Annotated in this window: 14 protein-coding genes; 9 read left to right on the forward strand and 5 right to left on the reverse strand. The window is 67.7% G+C overall.

Features of this window, described 5'->3' with window-relative positions; genetic code table 11:
• Positions 1 to 45 precede the first annotated feature (45 nt).
• Positions 46 to 1,341, forward strand: coding sequence for a type VII secretion-associated serine protease mycosin (gene mycP, locus ACIA49_RS39700; protein WP_396383518.1), 1,296 nt, complete (start codon positions 46 to 48; stop codon positions 1,339 to 1,341).
• A gap of 50 nt (positions 1,342 to 1,391) precedes the next feature.
• Here the strand turns inward: mycP and ACIA49_RS39705 are convergent, their stop codons facing one another.
• Both ACIA49_RS39705 and ACIA49_RS39710 read right to left on the reverse strand, forming a co-directional pair.
• A complete protein-coding gene (locus tag ACIA49_RS39705; protein ID WP_396383519.1) occupies positions 1,392 to 1,703 on the reverse strand; it encodes a hypothetical protein in 312 nt (103 codons plus the stop codon).
• 27 nt (positions 1,704 to 1,730) lie between these two features.
• A complete protein-coding gene (locus ACIA49_RS39710; protein ID WP_396383520.1) occupies positions 1,731 to 2,036 on the reverse strand; it encodes a hypothetical protein in 306 nt (101 codons plus the stop codon).
• Positions 2,037 to 2,189: 153 nt separating this feature from the next.
• On the opposite strand from ACIA49_RS39710, the gene eccCa reads away from it, so the two are divergent.
• Genes eccCa through ACIA49_RS39725 form a run of 3 tightly spaced genes read left to right on the forward strand, consistent with a single transcriptional unit; the run spans position 2,190 to position 8,136 of the window.
• Positions 2,190 to 6,149: a type VII secretion protein EccCa gene (gene eccCa, locus ACIA49_RS39715; protein ID WP_396383521.1), complete on the forward strand. Its 3,960-nt coding sequence runs from the start codon at positions 2,190 to 2,192 to the stop codon at positions 6,147 to 6,149.
• A 23-nt stretch (positions 6,150 to 6,172) separates the two neighbouring features.
• Positions 6,173 to 6,622: a hypothetical protein gene (locus tag ACIA49_RS39720; RefSeq protein WP_396383522.1), complete on the forward strand. Its 450-nt coding sequence runs from the start codon at positions 6,173 to 6,175 to the stop codon at positions 6,620 to 6,622.
• A complete protein-coding gene (locus ACIA49_RS39725) occupies positions 6,622 to 8,136 on the forward strand; it encodes a hypothetical protein (RefSeq protein ID WP_396383523.1) in 1,515 nt (504 codons plus the stop codon). The genes ACIA49_RS39720 and ACIA49_RS39725 overlap by 1 nt, the downstream gene beginning before the upstream one ends.
• Before the next feature lie 66 nt (positions 8,137 to 8,202).
• On the opposite strand, the gene eccB is transcribed toward ACIA49_RS39725, so the two are convergent.
• Together eccB and eccD are read right to left on the reverse strand one after the other, a co-directional pair.
• Positions 8,203 to 9,627, reverse strand: coding sequence for a type VII secretion protein EccB (gene eccB, locus ACIA49_RS39730; protein WP_396383524.1), 1,425 nt, complete (start codon positions 9,625 to 9,627; stop codon positions 8,203 to 8,205).
• 1 nt (position 9,628) lies between these two features.
• Positions 9,629 to 11,011 carry a type VII secretion integral membrane protein EccD gene (gene eccD / locus ACIA49_RS39735; RefSeq protein ID WP_396383525.1) on the reverse strand — a complete coding sequence of 461 codons (1,383 nt, stop codon included), beginning with the start codon at positions 11,009 to 11,011 and terminating at the stop codon, positions 9,629 to 9,631.
• 188 nt (positions 11,012 to 11,199) lie between these two features.
• On the opposite strand from eccD, the gene ACIA49_RS39740 reads away from it, so the two are divergent.
• The 5 genes from ACIA49_RS39740 to ACIA49_RS39760 all read left to right on the forward strand — a co-directional run bounded on the left by ACIA49_RS39740 (position 11,200) and on the right by ACIA49_RS39760 (position 16,976).
• Positions 11,200 to 11,814: a hypothetical protein gene (locus ACIA49_RS39740; protein ID WP_396383526.1), complete on the forward strand. Its 615-nt coding sequence runs from the start codon at positions 11,200 to 11,202 to the stop codon at positions 11,812 to 11,814.
• On the forward strand, positions 11,814 to 12,410 hold the full coding sequence (locus tag ACIA49_RS39745) for a hypothetical protein (RefSeq protein WP_396383527.1): 597 nt from the start codon (positions 11,814 to 11,816) through the stop codon (positions 12,408 to 12,410). Before ACIA49_RS39740 ends, ACIA49_RS39745 begins: the two co-directional genes overlap by 1 nt.
• A 30-nt stretch (positions 12,411 to 12,440) precedes the next feature.
• A complete protein-coding gene (locus ACIA49_RS39750) occupies positions 12,441 to 13,763 on the forward strand; it encodes a serine/threonine protein kinase (protein ID WP_396383528.1) in 1,323 nt (440 codons plus the stop codon).
• 64 nt (positions 13,764 to 13,827) lie between these two features.
• A complete protein-coding gene (locus ACIA49_RS39755; protein WP_396383529.1) occupies positions 13,828 to 16,110 on the forward strand; it encodes a fibronectin type III domain-containing protein in 2,283 nt (760 codons plus the stop codon).
• A 65-nt stretch (positions 16,111 to 16,175) separates the two neighbouring features.
• Positions 16,176 to 16,976 carry a hypothetical protein gene (locus ACIA49_RS39760; protein ID WP_396383530.1) on the forward strand — a complete coding sequence of 267 codons (801 nt, stop codon included), beginning with the start codon at positions 16,176 to 16,178 and terminating at the stop codon, positions 16,974 to 16,976.
• Here ACIA49_RS39760 and ACIA49_RS39765 read toward each other — a convergent pair.
• Positions 16,973 to 17,536: a hypothetical protein gene (locus ACIA49_RS39765; RefSeq protein WP_396383531.1), complete on the reverse strand. Its 564-nt coding sequence runs from the start codon at positions 17,534 to 17,536 to the stop codon at positions 16,973 to 16,975. The two genes, ACIA49_RS39760 and ACIA49_RS39765, sit on opposite strands and share 4 nt — an antisense overlap.
• Between the last annotated feature and the right edge of the window lie 551 nt (positions 17,537 to 18,087).

The following is an 18,087-nucleotide window of genomic DNA, read 5'->3' on the forward strand; positions in this document are numbered from 1 at the left end:
GGCCACCGGCGGCGTCGGGGGCTCGTGGTCGCCCACGCTCGCAGGGTGAAAGCACCTGCGAGCAAACGGATCTGCGCCGCGCTGACCGCCGGCGTGCTCTCGGTCGGCCTGGTGGCGCCGGCCGCTGTCGCCAAACCGCCGCGAGGCGAGTGCCGGAACGCCGAGCCCGCTCATCCGGTCGTCCGGTTGCTGCCCTGGGCACAGCAACAGTTGATGCCGCAGCGCGCCTGGCGGTTCACGACCGGTGGCGGCGTTCTCGTCGCTGTGGTGGATTCGGGTGTCGATACCGACAATCCACAGTTGCGCCACCCGGGAAAAGTCCTGCCAGGCCACGACTTCTATCTCCGCGGTAGGTACCCCGGCACGTACGACTGCGTCTCACACGGCACCGGGGTGGCCGGCATCATCGCCGCCGACGGCGCGGACCGGATCGGCTTCGAGGGCATCGCGCCGGGCGCGCGGATCCTTCCGGTCCGGATCAGCGAACGGGAGCTCGACGACAACGGACAGACCCAGGCGATCGACCAGACCATCCTTGCCAACGGCATCCGTTGGGCCGTCGACCGGGGTGCGCGCGTGATCAACCTTTCGGTCGCCGGCACCCAGGATCATGCACCCGTCCGGAACGCTGTCGCCTACGCGGTCCAGCACGATGTCGTCGTGGTCGCCGCGGCCGGCAATCAGCAGACTGCGAACGATTCCCTGCTGCCTTCGTACCCTGCGGACTACCCCGGCGTCATCGGCGTCGGCGCGATCAACAACTCCGGTGTCCGCGTCGGCGCATCACAAGTCGGCCGGTACGTCGATCTCGTGGCACCGGGCGAGGCGGTCCTGACCACCACACGTGTCGGCGGTCACGCCTACCAGAGCGGCACAAGCTTCGCGACGCCGTTCGTTGCCGGGACCGCCGCATTGGTGCGAGCAGCCTGGCCGAAACTGACCGCTGATCAGGTGGCACGACGGTTGATGGCAACCGCTGCCCCAGCGCCTGGCGGCACGAACAGCATGGAGTACGGCGCCGGGATCGTCGACCCGTATCGTGCGGTCGCCGAGGGCATGCCGGCCGGAAGACCGGCAGCGATGCCTGCCGCCACGGCGGTGAAACCGGACCCGCAACAACTGGCTGCCGCGGCCTGGTGGCAGACCCAGGGCACGGAAGCCCGCAGCGTCGCGCTCTTGGCAGGTGGCGGAACGACTGCCGTGATTCTCCTGTGCTCGCTACTGATCGTCGGACGCCGCCGCCGCTGGACCGTAACTCGCCACACCTCCGGTCGCCAGGCCGGCCACGCCGACGAGCTACCACCGGAGTTCCTCTTCGCGCGGCGCCCCGACGAGGTCTGACACAACAATGAGCCCCAGCGAATCGCTGGGGCTCATTGCGTGGGAACAGCTCAGACGCTCATCTGGCAGGACAGGGCGATCGCCCGGCACTGCGCCGAGGTCTGAACAGCGGAGTGCGTGACATTGTCCAACTCCGCGGCGTGCGCGTCCCGGTGCGAGGCAGAGTCGTCGATGTCCATCAGGTTCATGTACCGGGCCTGGAAGAACTCGCTCTGGCCTGCTCCGACCCAGTCGCCGTTCGGCATGACGAGCTTGTCGAAGCTCATCATGTCCTCACCGTCGGTCCGGATGGCCAGGGCGCCGGCCCGCTTGTCGGCCGCGCCCTGGAACATGCCTTCGATCTGCTGGTGAATGATTGCCATTGATCCTCGATCCTTTCGTCAGTTCGGTCAGGCGATCAGATGCCGGCTGAGAGCGGAAACCCCGTTCTCGCTCAGGGTCTCCAGCTGGTTGTGGGCCTGCTGACCACCATCGGCGTGTCCACCGGCGATGACGGCCGTTCGGTTGTGCCTGCCCACCCAGTGGTCGTTGACGTTGTACTCCATGCTCCCGACCTCACCGCCGAGCGAGACGAGCAGGTCCGTGCCCTGGTTGCCCGCGAGCCGGGCCTGCCCGACCTGCCCTTCGCTGTGCATCCTGATCTGGTTGACGTAATGCATCAGGTTCGGTGTATTCGCATCGATGACCGGATCCATCACACACTCCTTTCCAAGGTGATAGTGCTGTCGATCGAAAGTAGGTCGCGGCGCTGAGCCGCAGACCGGACCGACACCTTCCTGCCATTGCCTGCCACTGCTGACTTCTCCGCGTCACGATCGACGCAGAGGTCACGAGGAAGGTGTTCGACGATGGCGACGATGATGGTCCGGCGGCCGATGCGCCGCGCTGCCCCGGAACTGCCGGCCGGCGAATTGTTGCTGGAGGCACCACCCGAGGTTCCCGAGCCCGGTGGGCGGCAATGGTCGCAGATGCTGATGATGCTGCCGATGGTCGCGATGATGGGCGCGATGATGCTGATGTTCTCCGGCAGCATGGCCGGCGGACTGCGCTACGTGATCTTCGGGCTGTTCGGCGCCGCGATGATCGGCATGATCGTGATGTCCGCGTTCAGCAGCAAGGGCTCGGGCAAGGCGGAGATGAGCCAGGCCCGCCGTTCCTATCTGCGGCACCTTTCCCAGCAACGGCTGCGATTGGGACGCTCGATCGCCGACCAGCGTGGCGCCCTCACCTATCACCACCCGGACCCGGAATCGCTGTGGTCGTTGGCGGGTAGCTACCGGTTGTGGGAACGCAGGCAGGACGACGGCGACTTCGGCGTGACCAGGATCGGCGTCGGGCGACAGGGGCCGGCCACCACCGTCGTACCGCCGGACACCCCAGCACTCGAGCGCCTGGAACCCTTGTCTGCACTGGCCTTGCGGCGTTTCGTCACGACGTACTCCTCCGTGCCTGGTCTACCGCTCGCGATCGCCGTCACCGGTTTCAGCCGGATCTATCTGCCGGGCGACCGTGATCGGTCGCTGGCACTGGTGCGCGCAATGCTCGCGCAGCTGACCGTTCTGCAGGCTCCGGACAACCTGCGCATCGCCATCTGTACGGCGGCTGACAACAAGGAGACGTGGGAGTGGGCCAAGTGGCTCCCGCACGCTCTCCATCCCGAGCGGCTCGACGCACTCGGTCCGATCCGGTTGATCGCCCCGTCCGTGACGGCGATCGAGGCGATGCTCGATGACGTCCTCGGCGACCGGCCGCGGTTCGATCCCGATATGGCCGGCCGGGTCACCGGGCCTCATATCGTCGTCGTCCTGGACGGCGCGACGGTCGAGGGATCCGACCACCTGCTCGCGGGCGCCGGCCTCGAAGGTGTCACGGTCCTGGACCTGACGCTCCGTCCGCCGCACGTCATCGACTCGACCTCGATCATTCTGAACGTCGACGCGGACGGCCGCCTGAACGCCGAGACGATGGAAGGCGACGACGACCTCGGTACGGCGGACGGCCTGGACATCGCCACCCTGGAAGGCCTGGCCCGGCAACTGGCCCCGCTCCGGCTCACCGCCGGTGCACAAGGGGATCAACCGCTGAGCGCCGATCTCGGATTGGCGGAGCTTCTGGACCTCGGTGACCCCTACGACTTCGACCCTGAGAACACCTGGCTGCCCCGACCGAGCCGGGACCGGCTGCGGGTGCGATTCGGTCTCCGCGCCGACGGCCATCCGATCGAACTCGACCTCAAGGAGTCCGCTCAGGAAGGGATGGGCCCGCACGGCCTGCTGATCGGCGCGACCGGATCCGGCAAGTCCGAGTTGCTGCGCACCTTGGTCCTCGCGCTCGCGGTGACACACCCGCCGCGCTCGCTGAACTTCGCACTCGTGGACTTCAAGGGTGGAGCGACCTTCGCACGGCTCGACAAACTTCCGCACACCAGTGCGACGATCACCAACCTGGCTGAGGAGCTGCATCTGGTCGACCGGATGACGGACGCCATCAACGGCGAACTGCTCCGGCGGCAGGAACTGTTACGGGCCGCAGGCAACTTTTCCTCCTTGCGCGACTACGAGAAGGCCCGCGCGGCCGGAGCACCGCTGGAGGAGGTCCCGACGCTCCTCGTCATCTGCGACGAGTTCAGTGAGCTGCTGACCGCGCGTCCCGACTTCATCGACATGTTCGTCCAGATCGGCCGGGTCGGCCGCTCGCTCGGCGTCCACCTGTTGCTGGCCAGCCAGCGACTGGAGGAAGGACGTCTGCGTGGACTGGAGACCCACCTGTCGTTCCGGATCGGTCTGCGGACCTTCTCCGACATCGACAGCCGCACGGTCCTTGGAGTCAACGATGCATTCCACCTGCCCCGAGCTCCTGGCCACGGCTTCCTCCGGGTCGGCACCGAGCAGATGGACCGCTTCCGTTCGGCCTACGTCTCCGGTGTGCACCGACGTCCGGAGCTCGGCGGTCTGCAGATCGCACCGGACAACTCGATCGAGCTCATCGACTACGCGAGCACGTACGTCGCGCCGCCTACCGAAGAGGACGACACCGCGGAACCCACGGATCCCGACGGCGTGTTCGACGAGACGGTCGGTGAGACCCTGCTGGACATTCTGGTCGATCGCTTCGAGGGCAAGGGCAAGCCTGCGCATCAGATCTGGCTGCCGCCCCTGGACGAGTCGCCCGCACTCGGCGAGCTACTGCCCGACTCCGGAACCTCGGACGAGCAGAGTGGATTCCAGCCGGGCCAGCTCGTCTGCATTGCCGGCGTCGTCGACCGGCCGCTGGACCAGCGCCGCGACCCACTCCTGATCGACCTGGCCGGCAGCGGCGGGCACCTGGCCATCGCGGGCAGTCCGCAAAGCGGTAAGAGCACTGCGCTGCTCAGCGTCGTGGCGGGCCTCGCCCTGACCCACACCCCCGAAGAGGTTCAGTTCTACTGCCTCGACTTCGGTGGCGGCGTGCTGACCGGTCTGCGCGACCTCCCGCACGTCGGCGGTATCGCCGGTCGCCAGGACGTCAACGCCGTACGGCGCACTGTCATCGAGGTGCACGGGATCATCGCCGAACGCGAGCGGACCTTCGCGGCGGCGGGGATCGACTCGATGGCGGAGTACCGGGCCCGGCGGAAAGCCGGTCACGACCTGGAGTCGCCGTACGGCGATGTGTTCCTGGTGCTCGACGGCTGGCAGACGATCCGCAGTGATTTCGAGGATCTGGAGCAGGTGCTGGGTGATATCGCGACCCGGGGTCTCGCGTACGGCGTCCACCTGATGATCAGCGTGCCGCGGTGGTTCGACCTGCGGACCAACGTCCGCGACCTGTGCGGGACCAAGCTCGAACTCCGGCTCGGCGACCCGATCGACTCGATGATCGACCGCCGGACCGCCGTACTGGTTCCCGAGAAGTCACCAGGCCGCGGCCTGATCGCGAGCAAGCACCATTTCCTGATCGCCGAACCACGGCTGCACAGCGGCGACGACCGGATCTCGGTCGCCCTCGCCGAGCTGGTGGACGTGGTCAAGGAGGCCTGGCCCGGACAGGGCGCACCGCCGATCCGCCTGCTGCCCAACGATGTCGCGTACGACGTGTGCGACGGCGCCAGCTCGAAGGAACACGGTCTGGCGATCGGTGTCGCCGAGCGCTCGTTGCAACCGGTCCTGCTCGACCCGAAGGTCAGTCCGACGTTCCTGCTGCTCGGTGACACCGAAACCGGCAAGACCGGATTCCTGCGCACGCTGGCCTCCCGGATCAAGGAGACCTACACCCCGGAGGAAGCCCGGATGGTGGTCATCGACCACCGACGGACGTTGCTCGGCCGCGTCGAAGGCGAGCACCTGCTCGGGTACGGCGCCAACCACGCCGCCACCACCGAGCTGATCAAGGGCCTGGTGAACCTCCTCCAGCAACGACTCCCCGGATCCGATGTGACACCCGAACAGCTGCGCGACCGCTCGTGGTGGGAGGGCCCGGACATCTTCCTGCTGATCGACGACTACGACCTCGTGGCCTCCACCGAGAACCACCCTCTGATGCCACTGCACCCGTTCATCGCGCAAGCCGCGGACATCGGGTTGCGCCTGTACGCCGCGCGCCGCACCGGCGGTGCGATGCGCGGTCTGTTCGAGCCGATCCTGGCTCGCATGAAGGAAGTGGGCTCACCTGGCCTGCTGATGTCCGGCAGCCGCGACGAGGGACCCCTCCTCGGCGGCCTGCGGGCCCAGCAGATGCCCCCCGGCCGCGGCTGGTACATCAGCCGCCAAGGCGGCACCCAGCTGATCCAACTAACCCACCCACCGTCCGACGACCACCAGGCCGTCTGACACTCAGCACGACAGGAGGATCAATGGGCGAGATGACTTTGGAAGCAGAGACCGAAGGAATGCGCGCCGCATCAGAAGCACTCGGAAAGGCCCAGGGCGAGTTCGACACGGCTCTGGCCGACGTCACGAATTATTCGGCGTCGGACGCCGCAGAGATGGACTTGAAGGAGGCCCAGGAGTTCATGGTCAACGAGCGCACCGCCCGCAACCAGCTGGCGGAATACATGACGCGCACGTCCAACGGCGCCGCCGGCTACAAGTCAGCGGTCGACTCGATCACCACCAGCTATACAAACCACAGCAACGTCAGCGTGCAACGGATCCAGGCGCTGCTGAAACAGCAGGACGGTCCGGTGCCGATCCGAGGAGGCTTCGTCGACTGGACCTACGCACTTCAGTACCAGCACGACCATCCGGACAAGTTCCCGCTTCCCCCTGAGCTCGGCGGCCCGCAGCCGAAGGCAGGTAGCTGATGAACTACGCAGCGAACGTCAGCACGACCAACGATCTCGGCACGCTCGTGTCGGAGATGGCCGAATTCAATCGGAAGGCACAGTCCGGACGGAAGCTCCTGGCCCCACTGAGTACCTCGATCCAGATGTGGGAGAAGGCCGGCACGGCGATCGGGGAGTACGCCGGCCACTTCGCGATCGCCAACCAGGCGCTGGAGCGGTTCTACACGAGCTCCGACGACTCCACGGAGTACTACAAGGCCGTCAGGAACACCCAGGTGGCTCTTGACAAGTCACACAACTCAATCACGGCAGGTACCGCCGGCACCGGAATCCCCGACATGCTCGAGAGCGCTCGCTCAACCATCCAGTTCACCGCGGACACCGTCCAGATCCTCCAGGACTACGTCACCGAGCAGGTCGGGCTCATGAAGCAGGCCAACGCGCCGCAGGCCGTCGACGGAGGTACGGAAGTCAACGGGATGGTTTACGTGCCGACTGCTGACGAGCAGAAGACAAATATTCAGAACACGATCAATCTGATCAGGCCCAAGGTGATCCAGGCAGGAGCAACCCTCGATTATCTGGCGGATTACCTGCAATCGAGCGGAACGTCGATCGTGAGCGCATCGAGCCAGATGAAATGGGTAGGCCCCGGAGCTGGAGCCGGGGCAGGGGCGCCTCCGGGAGGCGTTCCAGGTGGCGCTCCGGGCGGGGTTCCTGGCGGGGCTCCTACTGATGCTGGTGGGCCTGCTGGGCAGGAGGCTGGTGGGGCTCCTACTGATGCTGGGGCTGGTGGGGAGACGCCGGGGGCCGGTGGGGAGATGCCTGGGGGTGACACTGGGTTGGCGGGGATGCCGACGGCGCCGCCGCCGGTTATGCCTCCGCCGGTGAAGATGCCGACGGTGCCTAGTCCGCATCTGCCGGGTATGCCACCACCTGTCGCGATGCCGCCGGTTGCTCCGTTGCCGGTCCGTCCTGGGACCGGTGCGCGTGGGATCGGGAGGATCGGTGGCGGCGGGCCGGGTGGTATCGGTGGCGGGATCGGCGGTGGCCCAGGCAAGGGCGGCGGCGGTCTGAAGACCGGCAACGGGTTCCAGCAGATTCCGCGGGCTGCTCAGCAGGTGTCGGCGGCGCCGGCTCCTAGTGGTGGGCAGGCACCGACTGCACCCACTGGATTGTCCAGTGGTGCTGGGGCCGGGGCGGGTTCGTCCGGTGGCGGGATGCCGCCGATGATGCCGCCGATGGGTGGTGCTGGTGCCGGCGATGGCCGGAACGGCAAGGGTGCGCCGATCCGGCCGGTCGGACGGAAGCGGGATCGGCGGGACGAGGAAACTCCCGGCGTACCGGTTGGGTTGCGTGGGCGGGCTGGTAAGGACCTGCCGGGTGCGTTCCCGGCGGTTCCGGCCAACACGCGGCGTCGGCAGGACAGCGGTCCGGCGGCCGAGACGCTGCAGTTGCTCGACGAGGAGCTGTGGCAGGTGGACGAGGCGGAGGTGGCCGCGCCGCAGGCGACTCCACGGCTCGCCAACTGACTATCGCCGTACTAGCTGAAGGACCCGGCTCGGATCTCCGAGCCGGGTCCTTTGGTGTGTGGGTGATCAGGGAGCGGGTTGCACTGCGGCCTTCGGGTCCAGGCCAGCGCCCTGGGGAACTCGAGCGATCAAAGCGGCGGGGATCGGCACCGGGGTGACGCCGCCATAGCCCAGCGTGGACAGGAGGTCCGGGTCTGCGAGTGGGTAAGAGCGCGCCATGTCGGTGATGACCGAGATGGTCCCACTGGGGGCCTGATCAGACTGGAGCGAAACCACTACGGCAGCGGTCCCCGGCGTGATCAGGATGCGGTCCGCGAGCCCGGTACCGCGGCGACCGATCTTCGGCGTCACCGTCATCCGGTCCCGAGGAGGCAGCACCGAGTCGATGGTGACAGTGGGCGGCTTGGCGCCGGGTGCGAAAGTGGCGCAGACGGTGCCGAGCCCATCGCGGGGCGCGATGAAGTTCGGCCGGCTGCGGGGAGCCATGCCTTCCTCGACGGCAGGGCTCTGGTCGTCCGCGCTACCGGCCTGCGCCAGATTGAGCGAAATCGGCGTCGGCCGCTTGCCGCGGTACGCCGCGATGGTCCCGGGAAACTCGGTCTGGATGTCGAACTGGAGCTCGGAGATCGCGAGCAGCCGCTTCTCGGTCGCCAGGTAATGCTGGACGCCACCACCGGAGGTCCGGACGACGAAGAGCTGCCCGACCAGAGTTCCCTTCCGGCCCGGTACGGCGATCGACGGCCTCCCGACATCACTGAACTTGATCGGAGCGAGCGGTTCGCCGTCCGGCAGCGCATCCACGAAGGCCGAGCCGACCGTCGCCCATGGCTTGGAGTTGAGGGCGAGACCAACGGACACTGCGTCGGCCTTGACGATGCGGTGGCGATAGCCGTTCCGGATCAGGTAGCGGTCACCACTGCCGATGACCTCGACCAACATCACGGAGTCCGCGAGCGGCTGTCCGCCGCCGGGCTGCTGGCCGATCATCAGCACGGACTCGCTACTGCGGGTGCCGGCGAGATCGAGAGTGGGTTGCGAGCAGAGGGTCCAGCCGCCGGTGAGCAGTTTCTTTGCCGCGGGCAACGCGTCCGGCGCGTCCTGGATGCCGATCCGCGGGCCACGAGGCACGCCGGCCAGCGACTTCTGCGACACCCGCTGGGTCTCGCCTTTCTTGCCGATGGCAAGTAGTGCGGAGACGTAGTTGGTGACCGGGTGCAGGTGCTGGTCGAGGTAGACGTAGCGGGTGCCGGTCTCCTTCTCGACGATCACGCCGTCACCCTTACTCCAGGCCTTGTTGCCGCCGGGGACCACCAACCCGTAGACCCACACACAGGCGAGTGCCAGCACCATGATGGCGACGCTCCAGATCGCGGAGTAGCCGACTCGCTTGAACGGCGGCGTCTCCGGATCGGTCTCGCGGGTGACGAGTGCCGACACCATCCGCTGGACGGAGAACTGGTGGGACTGCAGTTGGTCCTTCCTGGTCGCCATGTCAGCCTCCCCAGCCCCGGACGACGGCGTACAGGCCGAGGACCGAGCAGGCGAGTGGCAGCAGCGCCAGCGTGACGAGTACTTCGAGCAGCTCGGCGTACCGGCTGAAGTAGGGGCTCGGGAGCTTGCTGCTGTACCGCAGCCCGAAGAAGATCGTCGCCGCCGCGAACAGGACAGCGAGCGGTACGACCACGGTGATCGGATCGGCGCTGCTCCGGCTGAGGGGCCCGAGCGTCAGACACGCGAGCCCGATCAGCCCGGCGGTCAGGAACAGCAGCCGGTGTTTCAGCACCGGATAGATCCTTGCCCTGAGCAAGCATCCAGCCGAGAGCAGACCGATCAGGATGGTCGCCGGGTGGCTGTGATCGAAGGTCAGGAGCACCAGACTGGTCGCCACGGTCAGTGCCATCCCGATCAGCATCCCGGTGAGCAGGCCGTCCGCTCGCAGGACCGCGCCGTACACCTCGCGTCGTGCGGGTTGCGGATCGTCACGGACCAGATCGGCCGTCGTCCGCGGCAGGATCGGCATCGGCAACCGGCCGAGCCGCAGACAGAGTTGGCTGTAGAACGGCGAGAACGCGAACACCGCCGAGCCGACGATCGCCGCGACATCGGGGCCGTCCAGCGACTCCGCCGTACCGAGCCAGCTGGCCAGCAAGGCGAACAGTCCGGTGGTCGTGGCGCCGGCGAACAGGGTGGCCTTGTCCACGACCCCTAGATAACAAGCGATTCCGGCCAGCATCAGGGCGGTCCCGCCGGCGAGCACCTGGGGTGCACCGATCGCGGGCCACTTGTCTGAACCAGCCAGCAACAGCAGACCACCGAGCCCCGCGAAGAGCAGGCCGAGTCCGGATACCAGGGCACCGGCGCCAGAGTCACCGGCGACTCGCGCCAGACAGACGCCGGCGCCGATCAGCAGCAGCGCGCTCAGCAACAACCAGGTCGCGGTCTCGGCCCACGGCGAGGCGTGACGCAGAATCGTGGTCAGTCCGACGAGCAGCGCGAGCGCGGCACCGGTCAACCCGGCCAACCGCGTGTGCCGGGTCGTCCAGATGGCGCCGAGTTTGCCGGCGCCGGAGGCGACTGCGTCGACGAGGTCGTCGTACTCGAGTTCCGGCCAGTCGAGTTCGCGGGGGACGAGGTGGAGGATCTCGCCGTCGCGGATGCGGTGGGAGCCGAGGGTGCGGCCGAGGACGAGTTCGGCGCCGTCGGCGCGGCGCAGGACCCAGCCGCCGTCGGGGGCGGCTTGGTCGGCGAGGTGTTCGCCGGCTTTGGTGAGCAGGCCGGGGAGGACTTCGGCGACCGAGGCCTGTTCGGGGAGGGCCAGGTCGAGGCGCCGCTGGGGGGCGGCGACGGTGACCCTGAGCAGTCCGGTGATGTTCATGCGGTTCTTCCTCTTGCTGGCACGGAGTGATCCGGCCTCCACCGTGCCGGGTGCGCGCGCGAGCGACGGCGTACTGGCAGCTAACGGTCATGCGGGCGGAAGGCGTCGCGTCCTGTTCCTGCCGCTCTCGTCGACGGCGGTCCGGCGGTGCCTAGCCTGCTGGAGGAGACGGAAGGTAGGAGGAACCGGTGGACGCATTGCTGCTGCCGATCGGCCATGATCTGGGCGCTCTGTACGGCGACGACGGGACCACCCGGCGTCAGCAGGTGCGGGCCGGGATCGACGTGGCCGAGCTGAGTGCGAACGAGTTCGCGGTCTGGTTGCTTGCCCATGGCATCGATGATCGGGACCGGCCGACGCGGGAGTCGGTGCTTCGGAGCGCTGATCGGTTCGGGCTCGAGGCGCCGGTGGTGAACGAGATCGTCGAGCGGCTGCTCGAGGACCGGCTGCTGGTGGCTCTCGATCCCGACGCGGCCGACGCGGTCGAGTTCGCGGAGCGGCACCAGCTGATCCCCTTGCTGGCCGGGCTCGGACCGGACGCCGGGCAGCCGGGGATGTGTTCGATCGGCATGATCGGTCAGCCCGTCGTCCAGGTCTCGGCACCCGTGTACGACGTGTGGACGTGGTCGCACCTGACGCCGCATCTGTGGGCGGGATGCCATGATGCGGCGGAGGTTGCCCGGGCGGCCGGTGTGACGAACGCCGATGAGACCGATCCGCGTCAGGTGCTGAGCGGCATGCTGCGTTCCGTGCACGGCCTGCTCTGTTTGCGGGCCGCCTTTGTCGATCGGCGGACCACCTGATGACCGCCACTCTGTTCCCCGTCGGCCACTACGCCGGCCAACGGCCGGGAGACGACGGCAGGCCTGCGCAATCGGTCCGGATCGGCTGGAAGCTGCACCGGCTGTCCGACGATGCCTTCGGGACCTGGGTACTCAGCCACGGGACTGCGGAGGCCGGGAAGGGCCCCTGGACAGCGACCGACCTGATCGGAACGGCCGAGTCCGCCGGGATCCCTGCGGTTCAGAGCCATCTGGATACTCTGCTTGAGCTCGGTCTGTTGGCCGACGTCACCCGGGCCCCTGAGGAGTTCGCCAGGACGCATCGGATGGATGTGCAGTTCGTGGGGCTGGGGAACAGCCCGACCCGACCTGATCGCTTCGCCATCGGTCTGCCTGGCCTCGGCCCGGCAGCGTTGGTCGACCCGGAGACCTACGAACTGTGGCAGTGGGGATCCCTGGCCCCGACGCTGTGGCACAGCTGTCAGGTCCGCGCTTCCGTCCTCGCCGAGCTGGACCGACCGGTCGAACCGGTCGAGGCGCTGACCAGCGTGCTCGGTGACCTGAGGTTTCTGTTGGCTCATGGGTGCGCCTACGTCGACATTGCCGACGAGCAGTAGCGGCCCCGGATCGGTGCGAAGATGACGGTGATGGCTGAGATTTCTCCTGAGTCGCTGGTGCTGCGGGCCGAGGGGCCGGTGGCTTCGGTGTATTTGGTGCCGCCGGTGGGTGATCGGGCGCTGGGGGTGCTGAAGGTCTATCCGCGGGGGCTGGATCGACGGACGTTCAACGCGGTGGAGGTTGAGCAGGCGAAGCTGGCCGGGTTGCGGGTGGCTGGTTCGGTTTTGCTGGCTGATGCGGTGGAGGAGTTGCCGGACGGGCGGACCGGGGTGCGGATGGCGTTTTGTCCGCAGTCGCTGGTGGAGCTGGCCGCGGGTCGGGGATTGCCGATCAGCGATGTCGTCGTACTGGGGCAGATCTTGGGGTCGGTGCTGGCGGAGGCTCATGAGGGTGGGCTGGTGCATGGTGGGGTGACGCCGAGCAATGTGTTGGAGCGGCCGGATGGGCAGCCGGTGCTGGCGGATTTCGGGATGGCGCTGCGGTTGCGGTTTCCGCGGGATCTGACCGGGGCGGCGGCGTACACGGCGCCGGAGGTGCTGCGGGACGGGGAGTTGTCGGAAGAGGCTGACGTCTATGGGTTGGGCGCGGTGCTTTATCTCGCGCTGACCGGGCAGTCGCCGTTTCCGACGAGGCCGGGCGAGACGCCGGACGACGTCGTACTGCGGGTGTTGCGGGAACCGGCGCCGGAGGTGTCGGGGCGGGATGTGCCGCCGGCGTTGACGGCGTTGTTGCGGCGGATGCTGGCCAAGGACGCAGGGACGCGGCCGGATGCGGCGGGCGTGGTGCGCGAGTTCGAGACGTTGTTGCGCGGTACGACGAATGCTGCCGACGAACTGGACTTCGACGACTTCCGGGATGAGCTGGCGGCGGGTCGAAGCGTGCCGGTGGCAACGGCTTCGGCGTCCGCGAAGACCAAGCCGGTACGGCGGCAAGGGAAGCTGCCACGTCAAGCGGTGCTGGTGGGGATCGCGGCGGCTGTCGCGCTCGCGGTCGTCGTACCGATAGTGCTGCGACCGGGCAACGAAACTCCGGTGACGCAGCAACCAACGGCGCCGCCGGTCTCGGCCGCTCCGCAGGTGACCGAGGCGCCGATGATCCAGCTGGATCCGCCGCAGGACAAAGGCACCACGGTGGTGCTGAAATGGAAGTTCGCCAAGGGGCTGAACTACGCCGTGTTCGCCGCGGAGCAGGGGTCGAAGACTCCGAAGATCATCTTCCGCGGGACCGGGACGACGTCGACCGTCCAGGTGAGTCCGGGATTGAAGTACTGCTTCGAGGTGCAGGGTACGGACGGCCGGGACGTCTTCTACAGCACGCCGCGGAGCATCCGCGGTGCCACCTGCAAGAGCTAGCCGCGAGAGCCGGCTGGACGAAGTCTGGACCGCGAATGGACCGCCCGCGCCTAGGCTGTCAGCCATGATCCGCCTCCAGAGGCTCACCACCCTGCTGCGTCGCGCTGATCCGCCGGAAGGCCGGAAGGGCCGCGCGGGGCTGGCGGCTGTGGTGGCCGGCTGTGTCGCGCTGATGAGCGTGGTCGTGCTGACCGGGGCCGGCGACCCGAACTCGGGGTTCAAGTTCACCCAGTCGGGTCATTGGGTCTACAACAGCGCGATCGGGCGGGTCTTCCACCTGGACGGCTCGAGCCGGACGATCGACGCCCAGGTTCCGTTGCCCGCCGGTACGCCGGGCGCTCAGGTGGTGCAGTCCGACACCCACGCCTATGTGCTGTCGAAGTCGCGGATCGACCAGTTCGGCGAGTCGGATCTGACCGTGACGAACCCGATCGAGGTACCGGACGAGAAGCCGGTCGGGCTGGAGTCCGCGGGGAACGCGTTCGTGATCTACCAGCAGACCGGCCGGGTGATGCGGCTCGGCGAGCACCCGGCGACGGCGTACCCGGGTGGGCGGCTCGGGGATCCGGCGGTGACGTCGGACGGAACGCTGTGGGTGCTCAAGAGTGACCAGGGCGACCTGTGTCAGTTGCCGTTGACGGCGGACCGGATGTCCTGCCCGGCCTCGGTCCAGAAGGGTCACAAGGGTGCGCTGACGGCGATCGGTGCGAAGGCCGTGTTCGTCGACCTCACCGCCGACCGGGTCTACGACCTGACGCCTGATGGGTTCGGAGCGCATGTCGACCTGAGCACCGACGTACCGGAGACCGCTCTGGTCGCCGGGAACGACGTCGACGGGCGGATCGCGTTCGTGGACCGCGACCAGAGCGTCGTGCACCTGATCGGGCTGCCGGGGCGGCCCGGGCAGAAGGCGGACGCGCCGATCATGACGAAGATCCCCAAGGGCAACTACGACACGATCGCCTCGTCGGGGCGCGGGCTGGCCCTGCTGGATCGCACGGACGCGGACCTGGTCACCGTCGATCGCGACGGCAAGGTCGGCCGGCGCAAGGTCGGGAGCTTCGAGCCGACCGGCGACCAGAACAAGGTCGAGCCGAACCTGTTCCGTGGCGACGATTCCAAGGTGTACGTCGACAGCGGCAAGGGTGACAACGTCGTGGTCGTCGACCACGACGGACGCGCCGAGCCGGTGCATATCGGCAGCCCCGACGACGGCGGCGTACCGGATCCCACCAAGACGCCTACTCCGAAGCCTTCGGACAAGCCGGTCGTCCCGACGCACACGCCGCAACCGCCGGTGAAGTCGACGCCGCCGGCCAACGATCACCCGAACAAGCCGGACGTGCCGGTGCCGCCCCCGCACAAGTCGGACCCGCCACGGAAGGAAGATCCCCCGCGGAAGGAGGATCCGCCCCAGAAACAGGATCCGCCGCGGAAGGATCCGCCGGTCAAGCCGACGAAGCCGGTCATCCAGGCGGGCGTCCCGGGAGCGCCGGGCGGCGTGAGCGCGAAGTATGCGACCGACGGGCCGGCCGTGACCTGGCGAGCCGCCGCTCCGAACGGTGCGCCGGTGACGTCGTACCAGCTGAGCTGGACGGGTGGTTCGAAGTCGGTCAGCGGGAGCACGCGGTCGACGACGATCACCGAACTCGAGGGCAAGACCGGGTACTACGTGACGATCCGGGCCGTGAACCGGGTCGGCAGCGGGCCCGCCGTACGGTCGAACCAGGTGAAGAAGGCGTACGCCGAGGCCGAGTCGCCGCGCGAGCTCGTGGTCAGCAAGGACGGTACGTCGGGTCAGCTCACGCTCGCCTGGGATGCGCCGACGATGGGTGACGGGACGTTCGTGAAGTACACCGTCAGCATCGGATCCGCGACCGCCACCCCGAAGGTGTCCTCGACGACCACCTCGGCCACCGTGACCGGGTTGAAGGACGGTACGACGTACACGTTCTATGTGCGCGCGATCACCAGGGCGCCCAACGGCGACACGTTGAGCGGGAAGTGGACGAGCCTGCCCGGGACGCCTGTCGGTGCGGATCAGCGGACCAAGCGGGTGGTCGCGTCGCGCGGCGCGGGGACGACGTACGACGACTGTGTGCCGCCGGAGTGTGCGTTCATCCAGGTCCGGATCGAGAACCTCAAGCCGAACACGAAGTACAAGATCGTTCCGTACGTCGACGGCAAGGTCTTCAACCCGGGAGCCACCCTCACGACGAGCAGCGAGGGTCATCTCCTGGTCGACGACCGGTTCCCGTGCAACATGGTCGGCCACCGGGTGTATGCCACGGTGACCGGTCCGGACGGTACGTACAAGTCGAACACGTTCACCTGGAAGTCTGGCTAGCGACCCCCTGCCTGCGTAGCTTGGCGTGCGACCGGCAAGACCACGCCCATCTTGCGGAGGCACGCATGACTGGAAAGTTCACCCGACGACAGGCTCTCGCGCTCGGTGGTGGTGCGCTCGCCGCAGCCGCCACCGCCGCGCCCGCGGACGCCGCCAGCGCCTGGATCCGGCTCCCGGTGGTGACCGCGAACATCGGCCGCAACAACCTGGCCGCCCGCGAACCCGCGATCCGCGACGTCCGCAGCGCCGACCCCGGCAACCGCCCGTTCGTCGGCTGGCAGGAGATCAGCGAGGGCGACGACGGCGAGCCCGCGATCATCTCCTCGTACTTCGGCGACGCGTTCCACAACGCGTTCCTGTACGACGCCGAGGCACACCGGGTGCCGATCTCGGTCCCCCAGCCGTGGAACGTGATCGCCCGGCTCGCCACCAAGGTGCACGGCCAGGTCGGCGACGTCAGCCCGCCACGCTTCATCAACGAGGTCGTCCTGCAGCACAACGCGAACCCGGCGCTCGTGTTCACGTTCATCAACACGCACTACATCTACGGCGCCTACAACGGACCGCAAGAGGCGTACCGCCGCCAGTACTGGGACCTGCTCAAACAACAGCACCGCGAGCGCGTCATGGCGCACAACGCCCTCGGCCGCCTGGTCATCTGGACCGCCGACACCAACAACCCCAACTACGGCAACGCCACCGGCCAGCCCAACGAGCAAAAAGCCTTCCCCGGCGACATCGACCGCATCAACTGGCTCCCCGGCAACGGCTCCGTCCAGCTCAACCTCCTGTCCACCAAGGTCATCCCGATGAACGTCGACGGCCACAACGCCCGAGCCGCCATCTTCCGCATCCGCTCGGTCTAGTCGAGAAACTCGCGCCAGAACTCGACGGTGGCGACCGGAGGTGTCCTGACGTGGTCAGCCCCGGCGAACTCATTCCCGATGTAGTCGGCGAGATCGCTGCCGTAGTAGATGATGTCGGTCTGGTACATCGACAGCACCGGATGCCCGTAGGTGCCCCGGCCTGCGGGCAGGTAGCGATGTACATAGACCGGCACCATCACCGGTACGTCGGCCAACCGCTCCCGCGCGATCGTCAGTGCCTCGGCCAGGTCGGTCGGCCGCCCGCCCCAGGTGTCGTGCCAGAAGGCGTTGTGCTCAACGTCGAACAAGGTCCCGTCGACCGGCCAGGCCAACTGCGAGCGGAGCGTCTCCCGGTCGCCGTCGCGCCAGTTCGGAAACCCTGAGCCGACCGGAAGGCCGGCGGCCAGAAAGGCGCGGTGGTCGTCGGCGAACCCGAAGCCGAACTCGTCCTCGATCCGGCTGAACTCGGCATCGGTCAACCCCGTCGCGAACTGTTGCGTAGGGAGCAACCGCAACCGAGCCGCCGCCCGCCGCCCCAACTCGATGGCTTCGTCGTTCATGCCACCGACCGTAGGTCAGCCACGATCACCCGTCGACCGACTTTCCTCTGTCGCCAACGACACGTACTAGTCATCCACGCAAAGCACCCCACGCCCGCGTGCGCCCTGTCGGAGGCGCGACTCGCCCACTACCTCATGTCGTTCCCGACATCGCGCTCCGGCAACAACGACCTGTTTCGCTCCGCCGGACCCGTCGCCTCCCCAAACCGGTCTGGGGAGGATGCGCAACCGGCACCGAGCGATGTGGGGAGGATCCTGGACCTCTGAGGGATGGGATCCTCCCCGCAGTGGACTGGGCTGCTCGCCTCGCCCGGAGGCGCGACTCGCCCACTACCTCATGTCGTTCCCGACATCGCGCTCCGGCGGCAACGCCCTGCTTCGCTCCCCAAACCGGTTTGGGGAGGATGCGCAACCGGCACCGAGCGATGTGGGGAGGATCCTGGCCCGATTCGGGGGTGTGTTCTGAAGGGACATGTCTGACGGTTGTGTGTAGGGACATGTCGGACACTTGATGGCTGCGGTTCGTTGGTGGGTCGTGGCGGATCTGGTGG

Origin of the sequence: Kribbella sp. NPDC051587 (assembly GCF_044453945.1) — a bacterium.
GTDB lineage: Bacteria > Actinomycetota > Actinomycetes > Propionibacteriales > Kribbellaceae > Kribbella.